General features: G+C 45.5%; 10 protein-coding genes. All 10 read right to left on the bottom strand.

Going from position 1 to position 18,835, the window contains the following annotated elements; genetic code table 11:
- Window positions 1-141: 141 nt before the first annotated feature.
- The 10 genes from DW205_RS09780 to DW205_RS09730 all read right to left on the bottom strand — a co-directional run bounded on the left by DW205_RS09780 (window position 142) and on the right by DW205_RS09730 (window position 18,835).
- Window positions 142-3,042: a TIM-barrel domain-containing protein gene (locus DW205_RS09780; RefSeq protein WP_005863634.1), complete on the bottom strand. Its 2,901-nt coding sequence runs from the start codon at window positions 3,040-3,042 to the stop codon at window positions 142-144.
- 19 nt (window positions 3,043-3,061) lie between these two features.
- On the bottom strand, window positions 3,062-4,750 hold the full coding sequence (locus DW205_RS09775) for a RagB/SusD family nutrient uptake outer membrane protein (protein WP_005863635.1): 1,689 nt from the start codon (window positions 4,748-4,750) through the stop codon (window positions 3,062-3,064).
- A 26-nt stretch (window positions 4,751-4,776) separates the two neighbouring features.
- Window positions 4,777-8,091: a SusC/RagA family TonB-linked outer membrane protein gene (locus tag DW205_RS09770; protein ID WP_005863636.1), complete on the bottom strand. Its 3,315-nt coding sequence runs from the start codon at window positions 8,089-8,091 to the stop codon at window positions 4,777-4,779.
- A 103-nt stretch (window positions 8,092-8,194) separates the two neighbouring features.
- Entirely contained in the window at window positions 8,195-9,133 is a 939-nt protein-coding gene (locus tag DW205_RS09765; RefSeq protein WP_005863637.1) for a FecR family protein, read from the bottom strand.
- 105 nt (window positions 9,134-9,238) lie between these two features.
- On the bottom strand, window positions 9,239-9,826 hold the full coding sequence (locus DW205_RS09760; RefSeq protein ID WP_005863638.1) for an RNA polymerase sigma factor: 588 nt from the start codon (window positions 9,824-9,826) through the stop codon (window positions 9,239-9,241).
- 174 nt (window positions 9,827-10,000) lie between these two features.
- The gene (locus tag DW205_RS09755; protein WP_008777709.1) at window positions 10,001-10,798 is read right to left on the bottom strand and encodes a prolyl oligopeptidase family serine peptidase; all 798 of its coding nucleotides are present in this window, start codon (window positions 10,796-10,798) and stop codon (window positions 10,001-10,003) included.
- 271 nt (window positions 10,799-11,069) lie between these two features.
- Window positions 11,070-12,863 carry a family 43 glycosylhydrolase gene (locus DW205_RS09745; protein ID WP_005863640.1) on the bottom strand — a complete coding sequence of 598 codons (1,794 nt, stop codon included), beginning with the start codon at window positions 12,861-12,863 and terminating at the stop codon, window positions 11,070-11,072.
- Window positions 12,864-12,881: 18 nt separating this feature from the next.
- Complete coding sequence (gene bglX / locus DW205_RS09740) at window positions 12,882-15,158, bottom strand: beta-glucosidase BglX (protein WP_005863641.1); 2,277 nt, start codon at window positions 15,156-15,158, stop codon at window positions 12,882-12,884.
- A gap of 14 nt (window positions 15,159-15,172) precedes the next feature.
- On the bottom strand, window positions 15,173-17,428 hold the full coding sequence (gene bglX / locus DW205_RS09735; protein WP_005863643.1) for a beta-glucosidase BglX: 2,256 nt from the start codon (window positions 17,426-17,428) through the stop codon (window positions 15,173-15,175).
- Window positions 17,429-17,440: 12 nt separating this feature from the next.
- Window positions 17,441-18,835, bottom strand: a complete 1,395-nt coding sequence (locus DW205_RS09730; RefSeq protein ID WP_008777708.1) for a glucoamylase family protein — start codon at window positions 18,833-18,835, stop codon at window positions 17,441-17,443.

Here is an 18,835-nt window from a genome sequence, read left to right as displayed (position 1 = left end):
GGATAAATAATCAAGGCAACCGTACCAATTATCTATTTATCTATCGGAAAGATTTAAATATATGTTGAGACTATAAATAGAGCCCCCTCACGCTATACTATCATGGAAATTGCGGAGGAGGCCGTTTCAGTCTAAAGAATCTTATAACTTGACAGAAATTTGTTCACCTTTGTACTCAATTACCTTTGTAGGCTTACCCTTATTATCCCATCCCGCAGGAGCATTCGGGCTTACGTAAATAATATTGAAAGTTCTCTCTGATAACATCCCGGGATAAGAGCCTTCACGACTACCGATTGTCAAAGTATTCGTCGCATCGCTATAATTAAAATCGATCTTCGAATAAGTTCCTTTCTGGTAATTATTGTTCGTACCTTCATCTTCATATAGATAGAAGGAGCCATCCTTTCCGGCATAAATATAGACATCTATCACTTCCGGTTTTTTCTCATTTACATAAGTGATCTCCGGACCATATAATAAGATACCACCTGACGGAGCAAATATCGGCATACGTTCGAATGGAGCCTCAACCTCCTGCTTTTGGCCACCTTTATAACGTTTACCCGTATATAGATCATACCAATCCGTTCCTTTCGGGAAATACACCTCACGGGAAGTCGCTTTATAGGTATATACCGGGGCAATCATCATAGAGGGGCCGAACATATATTGGGTAGAATTATCCCGGACAGCCAAGTCGGAGGCATAATCCATCACCAATGGACGCATAATCGTATAATCATCAAAATACGTCTTACCTGCCAACGAATAAATATAAGGCATCAAACGGTAACGCAATTGATTATAATACAAGATCGTCTGATAGGCCGGATGATCTTCCGGGGCGATATTATAAATCTCACGCAATGGAAACTGTCCATGCGCACGGTACAAAGGGGTAAATGTGCCAAACTGATACCAACGGGCATTCAGTTCCCGCCATTCCTTCAAGTCGTCATTCTCAACACCGGTCTTGTCATAAATAAGCTGTCCTGTACGATAACGGTTCTCCACGCAGAAGCCACCGATATCCATTGTCCAATAAGGTATACCGGAGATTGAGAAGTTCAACCCCGCAGAAATCTGAGCTTTCAATTCCTCCCAACGAGTACCGATATCTCCGCTCCAAGAAGCGGTGGAATACCTTTGTAGGCCAGCGAATCCGGAACGAGTCAACAAAAATACGCGATCATCCGGATTTTCCTTCAATTGCCCCTCATAAATAGCCTGCGCATTCACCAACGCATACGTATTATAATATTGAGCTGAAGGGCCTAAAGCTGTCGGGCCGGTCAACGCCTTTTGGTAAGACATCGGTGTACAATCCTTAATATTCGGTTCGGAAGCGTCCATCCACCAAGCGTCCACTCCCAAACGATATAGGTTATCATTCATTTGTTTCCAGAATAACTTACGGGCACCGGGGGCATAAGCATCATAAAATGTAGCCACGAATCCAGGTGGAACAAAATCAAGGATGCTATCCTTAACCGCTTGCAGGTAAACCCATCCGTTAGCTGCCAATTCTTTATAATTCTTTGTGGTAGGATAAAATTTCGGCCAAACAGAGATCATGAAACGGGCATTCAAATCATGAATCGCATCAACCATACCTTTCGGATCAGAGAAACGTGCCGGATCAAACTCATGGCTTCCCCATGAATCAGTTTTCCAGTACTGCCAGTCCATGACAATATTATCCACACCCATTTTACGTTTTCGGAGCTCACGCAAGGCCGTCAATATCTCATCTTGCGTTTTATACCGTTCACGGCTTTGCCAAAAGCCCATCGCCCAAGCAGGCATGATCGGCGATTTACCGGTGACATACCGATAACCTGAGATTACCTCGTCCATCGAATCACCATGAATAAAATAATAATCTATATCATTTCCCATCTCCGACCACATAGACAATCGCCCTACTTCTTCTTCCGGACGAGGAGACAATACTTTCAACCCAATATAAGAGCCGGCTCCCTCACGCCATTCGATACGCACCGGGACTTTCTTTCCCGCTTGCAAATCGGCCGTGAATTTCACGCTATTAGGATTCCAAGAGGGCCGCCAACGTTCTTCTACCACCAGTTTATTATCCAAGAAGACTTTCGTATACGCTCCATAGAATAACTTAAAATGATAAACACCACTTTCTTTCGGTTCGATCTCACCTTCCCAAACGACCAAGCTGTTCCTGAAACGGAATCCTTCCGGGAATTTATCAAACGTCTCTCCCTTAAAATCAAACGTCTTCGGAAGAGGTTGGTGCGTAAACAGGGTCTCGTAATCAATTCTGGACTCTTGACGTTCCGCAAAGACCTCCAATCCATTATTTTTATAATAAGTAGCGGTCAAACCTCCCTCTTTCCCATTCTTATCGTACAACTTAAAGATATCCAAGTTCGAATAAGGGCGTGGATCACCGTACCGGGAATAAGAATAGTTATCGAATAAGACACCATAATTCTTGGAAGAAACCACGAAAGGCACCGATATCTTGGTATTATACTGATACAACTCCTCATTTTTCGATTTATAATTAAATTCATCCGACTGGTGCTGCCCCAATCCATAGAAAGCCTCGTCTTCCGGTGAATTAAATTGCTGGCGAGTCGTATAGCCTTTGCGACCTTCTACCTCTATCGGCGTAAACTGCCGTCCACCGTTACTTTCTCGCAATATTAGCTTACCCGACATATCATAGAATGTCACTTCTCCCGTAACAAGACTGACGGCCGCACGTAATTTGCCGGTATTCAGAAATACGGAATCCGAAGTCGATTCGACATTCCATTTTACCGGGGCCTTTACCGGAGCGACACGGACTAAGCTCTGCTTATCCTGAATCTTAGCCTCCGGGCTTGCCGTCACTTGAATAACCTCATCATTCACAACCAACAAACGAACCGTTTTCGATTGGTTCAGCTCGCCTTCCGGCAAGCTGACCAATATACCATTCGCTATCTTTTTATATCCGGCCTGCGCCGAGAATGGTAAGACAGCCAATAGCCCATATAACAATAAATACTTACATCTCATATCCTCTAAATTTAAAGAATTAATAACCCGGATTTTGTGTTAATTTCGTATTTAACTCAAGCACAGAAGTAGGGATCGGGAAAACGGTTGTAAAACCGGTATTATCCACTACGTAATCGCCAGTGGCGACATTATGATGCACTCCCGCATAACGATCAGTCGTAGGTTCCGTATAAGTCCCGAAACGTATTTGATCCTGACGGCGCATCCCCTCATAAGAGAATTCCAACATGCGTTCATCCAAGATATCTTGCAAAGTCACGTTACTTTTCTGTCCGGCTTGTACACGGTCACGAATCTCATTCACTTCCGCATCACCGCTTTGTCCCATACGGACTTTCGCCTCAGCCGCCAATAACAAGGCATCTGCATACCTCCAGAACACCTTATCATTATTATGATTCAAATAAGAAGAAGTCGTATTATCCACCTCATATTTAGACATACGGGCTCCCGCAAATTTTAATATCTGGTTCGGTACATCCTCCTTAAAATCAACAACCACATCCATTGGGTTATAGCATAACTGAGCTCCATCGCCTAAACCCGCATCTATCGGCTTGCCATCCACGAACACCGGTCCATAAAAGAACGTCATATCCATACGGGGATCTTGTTCATCCGTACCGTACTTGAAAACTTTCATCTGTTCTACGGTAGCGCAGGCACCATTCCAACCTTGCAAGCCATAAGCGGATGCGTGGGCCGCATGTAATGTACGAGTCGGATTATAATCGCTCACTTTATAGGTAGTACCATCACTCGGTTGAGTCCAGATATTTTCTACCGAACTATCGTTTGTCTTGGAAAAATTCTGGGAGAAGTTGGGTTGTAGACTATATCCCTCCTTCTCTATCTGTTTCTGACAATAAAGAACCGTCTCCCAAGCGTCACGAGTCGTACCATCCAACGCGATCTTAATGTTTTTACCGGCTTGGTTTACATACGGCGCAACTTTAGCGATACCACCCACCAAAGAACCATCATTCCAATCATCTTTTGACAAGATAGGACTATTAATAGCGACTTTCGCCATCGCCATATACCCCACAGCCTTGGTCACCCGGCCATAATACTTGCCCATATTCTGGCATTTTCCACTGGGCAAATGGGGAATGCAATCCGTCAACTCATCCACAATAAACTGATAGACCTCGCTTCTCGAAGATTGATTCACATCCGCCATCACAGTCTTCGAAGAAGTAACCAGAGGTACACGACCGAATAAATCGACCAAATGATAATACAGAATCGCACGCACGGCACGAGCCTCATATTGATAATCTTGCAGATAGCTCTCCCCACCCGCTTGAATGAAGGTCTCCAGATTATCGATCGAGGTATTACAGTTACCGATAATCGTATATAGCGCATTCCAAGTACTCTTTATCGTAGCGTTACCCGGACCATAATTATGCAAAAACAAGGATTGCCATTTACCTCCATCTACCCAGTCGCCTTGTCTTCCCGGCAATATCCAAGCATCGGAAGAAAACTCTTGTAAAGTATGCACATTATCCGTACTTCCATATAACCGATTCCCAAATGAGGTATAAATCGTAGCGATCGTATTTACATACACCAATTTCTCACTTTTATAAGCTTCTTCTTCCGGTATCTTACTCTTGGGATCCTCATCCAAAAATCCGGAACAAGCGGAGAATAAACCACCTAAAATCAGCATGGAGCTCACCAATACTTTTTTCATGACAATAAGTATTAAAAGATTAACAATTAGAATTTAACACCCAGTGAGAGTGAATAAGTACGGCTCAACGGATAAATCAATTTATCATCCACACCCAACGTACCCGAAACAGAAGATTTAGACGCCACATTCGCCGAGTTGATAAGCGGCGTCATACCAGAATAACCTGTGATGGTCGCGACATTGTTAACAGAGAACGCCAAACGCAAGGATTTTAAATACTTCTCAATCTTCAGTTTCTTGACGGGAATATTATAACCTAACGTAATATACTCGATATTAACATAGTTACCATTTTCCAGATAATAATCAGAAATCTTGATGTCGTATATCCGCTTATCCAACGCCCCATCCAATATATTATAGGTTGGATACAATGATAAATTATTAAACGTCAAACTTGTACCATTATAGATTTTATGCCCGAACGCCCCATTTAATTGAACCGCCAGATCAAAATCTTTATATCGCATATTAACAAAGCCACCCATATATACCTTTGGCAACGCTTGACCCGCTATATAACGGTCACCGCTATCCGATAAGTCCACTTTGCCATCGCCATCCAGATCCGCGATATCATAAACAAACTTACCATCTTCCTTCTCTACCAATCCGTTGCAATGAGGAATATAGAATACGCCTAAGGGTTGTCCCTCCGTCAAGTAAGTAACACCCGCATACTGGGTTAAGCTAGGAGCGTTCACCGCCGATACTTGGATATATTTACTAGTCGTAAACTCTGACCCCATATATGTACCACTTAATGATTTAAGCTTATTCTTCTGGAAAGACAGATTCGTACCCACGGTTAATGAGAAATCTTTTTTCTTGATGATATCGCCGCTGATCGCTACCTCAAAGCCGTTATTGGTCATTTCTCCTAAGTTCGCAAGCATAGACGTATATACGAACGGAGGAACCGGAACGGTATAAGTGTACAACATATCTTTCGTAGTAGACGCATAATAATCCATTGTCAAGCGAAGACGGGATTGGAACATCGCTAAATCCACGCCCACATCAAACGTATACTTCTTTTCCCAACGCAAATCCGGATTTGGATTTGAATCGATATAGAAAGTAGTCGTAGCCGATCCATCCACCAAGGTCGTTCCATTCGGAGCCATCAAGGAGAGGGATTGATACGGATCGATCGCATCTTGATTACCGGTCACGCCATATCCGGCTCTCACTTTCAAGTTATCGATAAAAGTCAAGGACTTCATAAAAGCCTCGTTCGAGGCGATCCAAGCGACAGAAGCCGACGGGAAGAATCCCCATTTATTACCATAACCTAATTTAGAAGAACCGTCGCGACGGACATTCGCCGTAACTACGTAACGGCTATCATACATATAATTAAAGCGTGCCATATAAGATAATAAAGCGAAACGGGTAGCATTAGAGGTAGCGTCACCCCAACTTATGTTAGCACCGGCTTTCAAGTTATTATAGGTAAAATAATTCGTCTCGTAACCGCTGGTTTTCGTGGAAGACTCGAACAAAGACTGTGTCTGCGCCTCCAATAAAGCCAAAGCGTTAATGCTATGCCGTCCGAATTCCCTTGCGTAATTCAATTGGAGATTTCCCATCAAGTCATTTCGTTCCGCATATTTCAAATAGGCCTGTCCATTCCCGTTCATCGAACCCTGTTGGATATCATTCGGGATATAACGCCGGTCATTCAAGCTATAGTAAGTATACGAACCGAATCCCGTCAAGTTCAATCCCTTGATGATCTCCACGTTTACACGTCCGTTCACGTTCACATGAGAGGCTATTTTCTTATTTGTGATCTCCAACATACCTAAGGGGTTATATACCTCGATCGCGGTCTTATCCTCATCCCAGATACCCGTTTCCGGATTCTTATAGTTCGGATACGTAGGATTGTAAGCTGCCGCCGAATAAATCGTACGGTACATATCAAATTGATGATCGCCTTCCCTACGTGATCCAAACATGCCTAAATCAAACTTCACCCGTTTCTGGAAAGCATACTGGCTTGCGTCCACTTTGGCCGTATAACTATTGGAAGAAGAATTCTTCAACAAACCCGGACGGCGGATCACACCGAGAGAGGCCCTTAGATTGGAATTATCATTACCGCTCGTAAATGAGAGATTATGGGTCTGGGTAAGACTGGCAGAACGTTCCACCTCCTCAAACCAATTCGTACTCGCTCCCATATCATTCGTACTCAATCCCATAGCCACCGCACCGGCACGCCATTCATCGGCCGTTAACATTCCCAAGTTCTTATAAACCTTATTAACACCGAATAAACCATTATATTCAATTTGAGCGAAACCGGCTCTACCCTTGGCAGTCGTAACGACAATTACCCCGGACGCACCCCGTGAACCATACTGAGCCGTCTCCGAAGCATCTTTCAAGATAGTCAAAGACTCTATATCGGAAGGAGAGATGGCGTTCAACATACTTAAATCTCCAAATACCCCATCGATGATAACCAACGGATCATTGCCTCCGGATAGAGAGGTAGTACCCCGGATACGGATATTCATATCACTCGTAGGGTCTCCACCTACATTACTGATAACAACACCAGCGACCTTACCCTTTACCGCATCCAAAGGCTCCGTAACGACACCCGAGTTCATATCCTCTTTCTTTACTTTCTCCACAGCACCAGATACGGAACGCTTGTTTCCTATGGCGTAACCCACAACAACAACATCATCCAGCCTTTGAACGTCTTCATCCAATGCAACATTAACCACCGAAAGATTCCCTATACTCACCTTCTTACTTACATAGCCAATATAAGAGAAGACTAATGCCGCTTTTCCATTTTGTACTTCCAGCACATAATTCCCGTTAAAGTCGGTTACCGTCCCGTTTTGGGTACCTTCCTCCAGCACGCTGACACCGATCATCGGTTCTCCTTGGGCATCTTTTACAACCCCGCTAATTTTCTTATTTTGTTGCTTTATTACCGCATGGATCTCTTTGTTCGCCTTCGCTTTGTAGATTATAATATGCTCATCTTTTATCTCATACGTCAATCCCTGTTTTCTCAGAACCTTATTCAAGACATTCTCGAGTGGCTCTTTGCTGACATCAACAGACAAAACCTCTTTCAAATTGACTTCACTACTTTTATAGATAATAGAATAACCAGATTGTTTTTCCAACTCACGGAACACTTGTTCTAAAGTAGTCTGATTCAGAGATAAATCAAGAACAACCGGAGACTCTGTGGCAGCTAATATATTACTCGTATTTAGTATTAAAAATAACATGCCGATTGCCATAACACGAACTATAAAGTATGGAACACCATACTTTACACGAATTCCTGTGTCTTTCTTCATGATAGATAAATTTAAATATTAACAATAACTAGAGGTCATTTCAAATAGCTTGGCTCCTACACTCTTTTCCAGATTTCACTTCATAGGCAAATTAATTTAAGTATTAAACGTTCTTGACTAGCTTGATTTTTCCATCCTTCTGAATATATGTCCATGAGCGTTGATAAGATAACTTTTTGAGAATATCATCCAAACTCACGTGTTTCCGGAAACTTGCGACATATTTATCATACTTTATCGACTCGGAGTCTATCTCGATCCTCACGTTGAACCGCCTTTCCAATATGGTAGAGATTTCTGCCAACGTCTGATCCTTAAACACCAGAATACCGTCCTTCCAGCACGTATAATCTTCCGCATCCACCTCATGGCAATAGAGTTTACCTGTATGGCTATCTTTAATTACCTGCTGATTAGGAGATAATATCATATTGTCCTTACCATGATCCGTCAATACTTGCACGGAACCTCTTTCCAAGGTCAACACGGCTTGGCGATCAGTATCATAAGCCTTGAAACTAAAACGGGTACCCAATACTTTCGCCGAGAATTGCTTCGTATGTACGATGAACGGGCTCTCCGTCTTCTTTCTGACATCAAAGAATCCTTCACCCTGTAAGCACACTTCACGGTTATCGGAAAATTCGGCCGGATATGTCAAGCTAGATCCTCCATTCAACGTAACTTGAGTACCATCAGAAAGGGTGAGATGCGTGATAGCACCCTCCGGAACTTCCACGACAATAGGCGCTTGAGCCGTTAAGAGCTGCCGACTATTGATGATTCCGATAGAAACGATTACAGAAGAAAGAATCAAGATTGCGATAGAAGCGGCCACCGGCCAATAACGGAATAGACGGGTTCTTCTAGTTGCCATCAGATTATAACGACGTCCCAACTTCTCTTCCACCCGTTTGAAAACAGCCTCTTTTCCCTCCTCCGCTTCTTGAACGGATAAAGTGTGTTTCGCTTTTATCGCATTTAAAAGCTGTAAAATCAGCTTTATCTCTTTTTCTTGATTCTTTTGATTATCCACAATCATACACTTTTTACTTGTAGGAGCCACCTACATTTGATTAATGATTCTATAAATAAAGAGTATGGAAGTCTTTTTTACCTATAAAGGGTATCACGAGTTTAACATTCATTAAAACAACAGATGAATTCTCCTTTTAACGACATTGTAATATCGGCTCACCGCATCCAACATTTTCCGGATCGCGATATTCATTTGTTGCTCCACGGTTCCTTCCGTTATTGACAAGGCTTGAGCGATCTCTTTATGCTTCATTCGCTCTTCACGAGCCAATAAGAAGATTAATTTGCAGCGTTCGGGGAGTTCGGAAAGGGCTTTATTATATACCTCTGTCATCTCGGCGTCAAGCAGATCACTATCTACCTCATTCGTATCTATATACAAATCTATCGGTAGCTCATCAATGGATATGTTTTGGCGTTGATGCTCTTTCTGTTTTAAGTAATGGAATGATTCGTTTCTACTGATGATAAATAACCAAGCGTTCAGGTCTTCTATATCAATCAATTCTTCCCTTCTTTTCCATAGGATACAGAATACCTCGGATACGACTTCCTCACGATCTTCCTTATTTGGCAGAAAATATCCCACAAAACGATTGACCGTGGCATATTGTATGTCAAACAACTCACGAAAAGAGGCATAATCTCCTTTCGCGACACGAGACAGTAGAGTTTTTAATATGAATTCGTTTTTCATTACGATTAGTCAAATCCATTGTCTTTCATAACAGATGGACTCATCTCTCTCCTTTCGTGACAAAAGTAATAAAAAACTTATAAACAAAAAGCCTTATCAAATATTTAGCTTCTTCTTAATAAGAGGGAAGCACTTATATATGATAAGGCCTATAAAAGATACAAGACTTACTAACTATAAGCTATGCTGGAACATCCAAGCCAGATAATCCGGTTCGGCGAAAGCGTTATCCCAACTGTTATGGTCTACACCGGGAAATTCCTTATAACGGACATCAGCTCCTGCTTTCTTCAATGCTTCATTAGCGTCACGGGAGAATTGTACATCGACTACGCTGTCGGAGCCGCCGTGATAAATACTGAAAGCCGTCTTGCCCTTAAAGTTCGCCAGACGTTGCAAGTTCGCTCCACCACAGATCGGGGCGGCAGCGGCAAACAGGTTCGGGTAACGCATCACGATATCGAACGTGCCCATACCTCCCATCGATAGGCCAGTTACGTAAATGCGTTTCGTATCGACCTTACCTTCCGCTATATAACTATCCAATAATTCCTTGACTGCGGCCATTGATTGCGTGGCCGGAGCATTCAACGGATAGAAACGCTTCCCTTCTTTTCCGGCGTTCAATCCCTTATATTCAGACCAAGTCTTCTCGGCCGGGCATTGAGGCGCTATGATGATAGCCGGATATTTCGTTTGATTCTCGAAAGAAGCGAACATATCACCACCATGTACTAATTGGGCCTCATTATCCGACCCTCGTTCGCCCGCTCCGTGCAGGAACAGGATTACCGGGTATTTCTGCGCCGGATTATAATCTCGGGGATACAGAACCCGATAATTCAATTGATAACCATCACGAGCCGTAAACTGCTTTTTCAAAAAACTAGCCTTATCACCAGCATATCCAGCAACGGAGAGAAGAAGGCAAAGAGACAAAAAAAAGATACTTCTAAGTGTTTTCATAATCATATATTCAAATGTAAATACTATCTACTTAGATCGATAACTTCCGCAAATATAATTAAATAGTCTGTTAAGGCGTTGTATAATATCAAGATTAAACCAACTATTAGGACGTGAGCGGATTCGTTGGGATGCTTTAGATGTAGATTTGAGCTTGTCTATCATAGCAAATCCAGATAAATACCCGTTAGTAAGTAAATAATCGAATATTGTATGTATTTTGTAGAGACAGATTGTCCTATCTCTACAAAATACATTTGAAAATGATACCGAAAGATTATTGGGCTTCCTGTATTTTTGTCGCTTCTGATACACCGTTCTCGTTGAATGCCTCGATGGTGAAATAATAAGGCTGGTCGGTGGACAGACTCTTTAATAGTAATTCATTCTTTCCGTATAGGAGCCATGAGTTGTATAGTTTATCGGGAGCGATACCCCAACGGATGTTGTAGCCTTGGCTATTCTTGGCTGCGTCCCAGGTAATCATCGCGTCACGGCGGTCCGCTTGGCGAACGACCTTGAAGTTCTTCACCGTCGCAGGCTTCTTGCCCTCACCGATACCGAACACACGCAAGTCCGAGATCGCCAGATGAGGCGTCGGGACCTCTATATTCTTATAACGGACATAACGGACACGAGCCGGATTATCCACTTGTACGTAATCGTTCGGGACATCCTTATAATTATTCCGGCGATCCACCAACGTTACCCAATCCTGCCCGTCCAAAGAGCCTTCCACCGCATAACGGTGGCGTAAACCGGGAATACGTCCATACATATTCGATTGATGATCGTGATAATTCACTTGCACGGCATACACCGTAGCGGGAGCCTCCAGATCGATCTCTACCCATTCGGTATCTCCATTCGTGCGAGCCATCCAGAATGTCTTACATTCCTCATCCGTCAAGTTGGCCGGAAGGAAATTGGCGGAAGTCTTGGGACGGTTCGATTCCGTGAATCCTTGCGCGGCGGGAGCGGAACCCTCCGCATATGAGGAAGCTTTCACCGGCTTTTTATAAGAAAGCAACATCCACCCCGTAAACTCTCCTTTCTTTCCCGGCTCGGCGGGAGCGTAATGCGGATAATCACCGAAGTTATTATCACAATACATAATGCCCTCCTTATCGAAGAAAGTAGGATACATGCAGAGGCGACGCTCCCAATTCACCGTAGCCGAGAGAGACATAGAGGCGAAATGCCAATAGTTGCCACCCGGCCCCACCAAGGTACTTCCGTGTCCGGCACCATTCATGAAACCACCGGGCTTATAGCTTACCGGGTTATGCGATTGGTACTTATACGGACCTAATGGGGAGTCCGCCACATAAACACCATCGGCATATACGTTGAATTCCGTACCGGGGGCGGCATACTGCATATAATATTTACCGTCGTGCTTGGTCAGCCAAGCACCTTCCATATAGCCCCCCAATACCGTATCGGTATGGTTCTCGCCAAAACGTTCCCAGCCATGCTTCGGCATATCCAAGCCGAAAAGCTCGACCGTCTCACCCTCGATCAAGAAACGGTCATCCTTATTCAGTTTCTTGCCCCGAAGCGGATAAACATTGGAAGAGCCCCAGAATAAATAAGCTTGCCCGTCATCATCGATGAATAAATCCGGGTCTTGTAGGTCGTGGAGTATAGCAGGAGTAGCGTTCCAATTACCCGATTTCGGATCATCGGTATAAAGAACGCTCATGGAGCCGGACGGATCACCCATCACATAAAGCACGGAATCCTTATAATTATGAACGGCGGGAGCGTTGGAACCCTGAGGATACCAGTTTTTACCGGGAGTGATAAAATCCCAGTTCAACAAATCTTTCGAATGCCAGTAGCCATGCGAACGGGTTACGAACATATAATACTCGCCCCGGAATTCTACGACAGCGGGGTCCGCACCCGAACGGTAAGACAGGTTGTTCGATGAGTTATAAATCATATACGTATAATCCACATTAAGCGGATTACAATACGTATTCGCCCGCATGGATTGAGCGGTGGCGGAACCTCCGGAAGCAGCCAAGAACAGAGCGGAAAAGATATATTTTGATAATAGTTTCATGTTGATATGTATTAATTTTTACCGCAGAGAGAAAGAAGACTGATTCGCCTCGTCGGCAGAATTCAAGCCTACCCAAACCGTGAAATCACCCGGCTCGGCTTTCTTCTGCATATCGATACCATAGAAAGCCAGCAAAGCTTCGTCAATCGTGAAAGAGACTTGCTTCTTCTCGCCCGCTTTCAAAGTCACCTTCTCGAAACCTTTCAGCTCTTTAACCGGACGGGTCACGCTACCCGCCAAGTCGCGGATATACATCTGGATGACCGTCTCGCCATCCACCTTACCCGTATTCTCTACCTCAGCCGTTACCGTGATCTTGCCCCCTTTCGTGAAAGAGTTCTGATCCAGCTTCATAGAGTTCACGGCGAAAGTCGTATAGCTCAAGCCATAACCGAACGGATACAACGGTGTGTTAGGCACATCCATATATCTGGATTTATAATCCGTATCCGGAGCTTCCGGAGGAACCGGGCGGCCTGTCGGTTTCTGATTGTAATACAGAGGCAATTGACCTACCGTACGAGGGAAAGACATCGTCAGGCGAGCGGACGGATTATAATCGCCACTGATCACATCAGCCATACCATGACCCGCCATCGTACCCAGATACCAAGCCTCCAAGATACCGTCGACATGCTGATCCTCCCAAGAAAGATCCAAAGGACGTCCGTTCACCAAGATCAAACCAAGAGGTTTACCCGTCTTTTTCAATTCTTTCAACAAGGCTTGTTGAGCGCCCGGCAATTTCAAGTCCGTACGGCAAGCCGCCTCACCACTCCAGTTGAAATCCTCGCCCATAGCCGCCAATACGATATCCGCACGGCGAGCCGTAGCGATCGCCTCAGCGAATTTAGATGAATCATCAGTCAAGAGATCACATCCCTCGGCATAAATGAACTTCACGTTCGTACCGGCATATTTCTCGGTCAGACCCTCGAACAAAGAGATACTCTCCTCACGCTCACCCCGGCCGGCCCACTCGCCATTCTGGTTGATCTTATCTTTTACCATCGGTCCGATCAAGGCTACCGTAATATGCTTATCCTTCGAGATCGGGAAGAAGTTATTATCATTCTTCAAAAGGACGATCGAGCGAGCGGAAGTCTCACGAGCCTCTTGCAAGAACTCCGGCTTCATGATCGTATTCTTCTCACGCTCATTGTCCAAGTAACGATACGGATCATCGAACAAGCCCAAGAGGAACTTCATCTCCAAGATGCTCGCCACGGCACGGTTGATATTCTCTTCCGAGACTTTACCCTCTTTCACGGATTGTACAAGATATTGGCTGTAGATGCCACCCGTCATATCCATATCGATACCGGCGTTCGCAGCCAGTTCCCCAGCCTCCTTGTCATTTCGCACGATACTATGGGCTACCATCTCATTGATACCGGTATAATCGGTAACCACGAAACCATTGAAGCCCCAGTCCTTACGTAACAAATCGGTCATCAACCATTTATTACCCGTGCTGGGCACTCCGTTGATCTCATTGAAGGAGGCCATGAACGTAGCGACTCCCGCTTCCTTAGCCGCTAAATAAGGCGGCATATAATAATTCATCAATGTATTTTGCGACAACTCGGACGTATTATAATCACGTCCGGCCTCAGCGGCCCCATAAGCGGCAAAGTGCTTACAACAAGCCAAGACCGTATTTACGTCAGCCAACGAACGCCAATCGTTTCCTCCTTGGAAACCCTCGACACGGGCCTTCGCAATCAGACTTCCCAAATACGGGTCCTCACCGGCACCTTCCATTACACGTCCCCAACGGGCATCCCGGGAGATATCCACCATCGGGGCGAACGTCCAAGCGATACCGGAAGCGCTCGCCTCATCCGCCGCGATCGCCGCACTTTTACGCATCCGCTCCAAATCCCAAGAGCAGGATTCCGCCAACGGCATCGGGAAAATCGTACGATAGCCGTGCACGACATCATAACCAAACAATACGGGTATCTTCAAACGGCTCTCGGACAGAGCCATCTCTTGCATTTTACGTACGCCATCTACCGTATATACATTAAACAAGCTTCCTACAAGACCTTGTTTCAGCAAAGTCTCATAATCCCCCGTCATAACCGGGCCGGTCACATCCCAGTTACAGGAGTATTGGGCCATCTGCCCCACCTTTTCCTCCAAGGTCATCAAAGAGAGCACAGAATCTACACGGCGTTCAATATTTTTGTCGCCGCTGAAGCTTTTCCAGCCACTTACAGCGGGTTGCTGGCATCCACCTAAGATAGCGGCAACGGCCGCACCAGCGATAAAAGTCGTTAACCTTTTCATTATTCGTATCTGTATTATTTGTTCCAAGTTACCTGCGCCGATTTCACGTCCCGGGAGTTCGTACCTACGTAAATATTGAATAAGCCCGGTTCCCAGATGTATTCCAACGCGCTGTTATAAAATTTCAAGTCTTCCGGCGTAATCGTAAAAGAGACTTTTCGGCTCTCACCCGGTTTCAAGGAGATCTTCTGGAAGTTCTTCAACTCTTTCATCGGACGGGAGATGCTGGCAGCCGGATCGCCGATATATAACTGTACGACTTCCTCGCCCTCTAGCTTGCCCGTATTCGTCACCTGTACGCTGGCGGTCAATACACCATTCTCTCCTTGCACACTCGTCTTATCCAGCTGAAGATCACCGTAAGAGAAAGTCGTATAACTCAAGCCATAGCCAAACGGATACAATGGATCGTTCGTGATATCCAGATATTTAGAAGTGAAATGATCATCCGGATTCATTGGGCGGCCTGTTTTCTTAGCATTGTAATACAAAGGAATCTGGCCTACACTACGAGGGAATGTAGTCGTCAATTTACCGGAAGGATTCACGTCACCGAACAATACGTCCACCAATCCGCGAGCCGCGGCGGAACCTCCATGCCAAGCCTCAACGATCGCGGAGAATTGGCTATCCTCCCACTCCAAGGTCAACGGACGGCCATTCGCCAAGACCAATACTACCGGTTTACCGGTCTCCAACAAAGCTCTTAACAGCTCTTTCTGGCTCTCCGGCAAACTAATATCCGCACGACTGCAAGCCTCTCCGGACCAGTTATTCGGCTCACCCATTACGGCAATGATACGATCCGCATCTTTCACTTGCTCAACCGCTTCCTTCACCAAACGGGTATTCTCCACCGGATCAACCTTCAAGCCACTGGCTTTCGCCAACATCGGCTCGTTCGTCAAATTACATCCCTTGGCGAAAATCACACGGGCCTTATTGCCAACCATTTCCTTCACGGCCTGCACTACGGAAGCTGACTTCGCCGTATCGATACCACACCATGTCCCGAACAACTCAACCTTCTTATCCGCCAACGGGCCTACCACGGCGATCGTCCCTGTCTTTCGCAAAGGCAACAAACCCTTGTCATTCTTCAACAAGACAATGGATTTGCCGGCGATATGGCGAGCCGTATTCATATGCTCATCCGTGAATGTATTCTTTTTCGCACGATCCGCGTCCAAGTAGCGATAAGGGTCCTCGAACAAGCCTAATTTATATTTCGCCTCCAATACACGGCGGCAAGCCTGATCGATATCCGCTTGAGACACACGGCCCTCTTCCAACGACTTCTTCAAGGTCGTGATATAACCATTTGTCATCATATCCATATCCAAGCCGGCATGCAAAGCCAAGGCCGATACGGTCTGCGTATCACCCAAACCATGATTAGTCATCTCGCCGATCGAATTATAATCGGAAACGACAAACCCATTGAATCCCCATTGATCACGAAGCAAATCGGTCAATAACCAACGGTTACCCGTAGCCGGAATCGCCTCCACCAAATTAAAGGAAGACATAACCGTGGCACAACCAGCCTCTACAGCCGCTTTATAAGGCGGGAAATACTCATTAAACATCTTGATACGGCTCATATCCACCGTATTATAATCACGACCGGCCTCGGAAGCGCCATACAAGGCAAAGTGCTTCAAGCAAGACAAGATCGTGTTCTCTTTCGTCAAGTCATCTCCTTGATAGCCTCTCACCATGGCGGCGGCGATCTTTCCACCCCACCAAGGGTCCTCTCCACTACCCTCGGCGATACGTCCCCAACGAGCGTCACGGGCGATATCCACCATCGGGGAATACGTCCATGTCACACCGTTTGAGCTGGCCTCGATAGCGGCGATACGGGCACTTTGCTCGATCAACGTCGTATCCCAGCTACAAGACAAAGCCAATGGGATCGGGAAGATCGTATGATATCCATGAATCACATCCAGTCCGAACAAAAGCGGAATTCCTAAGCGAGATTCCTTAACCGCTATCTCCTGCAATTTACGGAACGTCTCCAACTCCGAGCCTCCCGTAGCGCCTAACCAGCCCCGACGAATCGTCTCGTCCGCTCCTTCCGAACCACTCAAGATACCGGGAACACCCCCACCGGACAAGTTCAGCTGTCCGATCTTCTCATCCAAAGTCATTTTACCCATCAACTGATCGATAAACGTATCCATCGCTCTCGTATCTTGAACGGGCTTTTGTCCGTATGCCGCAAGTGCCAAACAAGCGGCGAATGATAATATAATCTTTCTCATGTTATTTAAATATTAAGATTCTCTCGCATTATGGATCGTGAAACCCAATTTCTTCAAACCGTCCTGGATTTCCGGACAGCTCATAAACAAACGCCACAGAAGGCCCGTACGGTAATTCTCGATCATCGGGGTGATCGTACATTGGTCTATCGCCAGATAACGACGCGGATACCAATTCTCGCCTTCACTGAAAGCGTCGTAAAAACCATACTTACCCCAGATGCTATCTCCCAGATTGAAATAGAAATGCTTCAATGCCTTCGAGGATTCCTCCGGTGTATACGGATAACTGCTCAAAGCCGCTGTCGGCGTAATCACCCCATGATCGTTGGAGGGCATATGCGCGTTATAGCCTTTCACGGAATAGCTGGCGGTCAATCCCCAGCAAGCGTCGCTATATCCTTTGAAGCCCTTCGGATTCTCCGCGCAATAACGGTAATCGATCAATACGTGATTCCGGTTCAAGTCCCAGTAGTTAGCGTATCGATCCGATAAGCCGACCGGACATAGGCCGATATAAGAATAATGTGCCCAGAACAACGGACCGCCGTACTCCTCGGCATAATTATGTTTCAAGATCAAAGGTAAATCGTAAGCGACCGCATCGCTCTTGATCCCTCCTTTACGAGCCCATCCGTTATGATAAGCGGAAGCCGGGATCGGATACGTAGGCGAAGACGCCGCCAAAATATAAGTAATCAGACATTCATTGTAACCTTCCAAAGGAAAATTCATCTCCCATGCGTAATTCGGGCTCCAATGCCAATACAATACATCCTGCCCGTTCAAATACCAGGTCCATTCCATCTCACGCCATAGCTGGTCAATCTTCGCAGCCAACGCTTTCTCGCTCGCATTACCGTCCTTGAAATATTGGCGTACGCATAAGAGACCTTGCATTAAGAAAGCGCTCTCTACCAAATCGCCTCCGTTATCCTTCTGGCCGAAAGGCTTTACCTTACCCGTAGGTCCATGCATCCAGTGAGGCCAGACCCCATGGAAACGATCGGCCTTCGCCAAGTAATCAGCGATTTGATGAAAACGGGCCACACCTTCCTCACGGGTGATAAAGCCACGCTCAATACCTACCAACAGCCCGGCGATGCCAAAACCACTACCTCCGGTGGTCACGATATCAGCATCGTTCTCAGGATACACGCCATCCGTATGGATACGCTCACAGGCCAGTCCGGAGGTAGGCTCCGCACCTTCCCACATATAATTAAAGTGAGCCTTTTGTATATAGGTCAAGAATTCATCATCCGACTGAAAATCCAACTTACGCTCATTGGGCGTAGACTCTGCGGATGTGTCACTTTTCTTGGCCTCATGACAAGCGGTCAACGAAAAGCCAAGCAACAGGGTAACAACGCCTGTACGGAAATAGGTATTCATAGATATATACAT

This window comes from Parabacteroides sp. AM17-47, assembly GCF_003434625.1.
GTDB classification, from domain to species: Bacteria; Bacteroidota; Bacteroidia; order Bacteroidales; family Tannerellaceae; genus Parabacteroides; species Parabacteroides distasonis.
The sequence above is the reverse complement of the archived record's forward strand: the minus strand, read 5'-3'. Positions and strand labels throughout refer to the sequence as shown.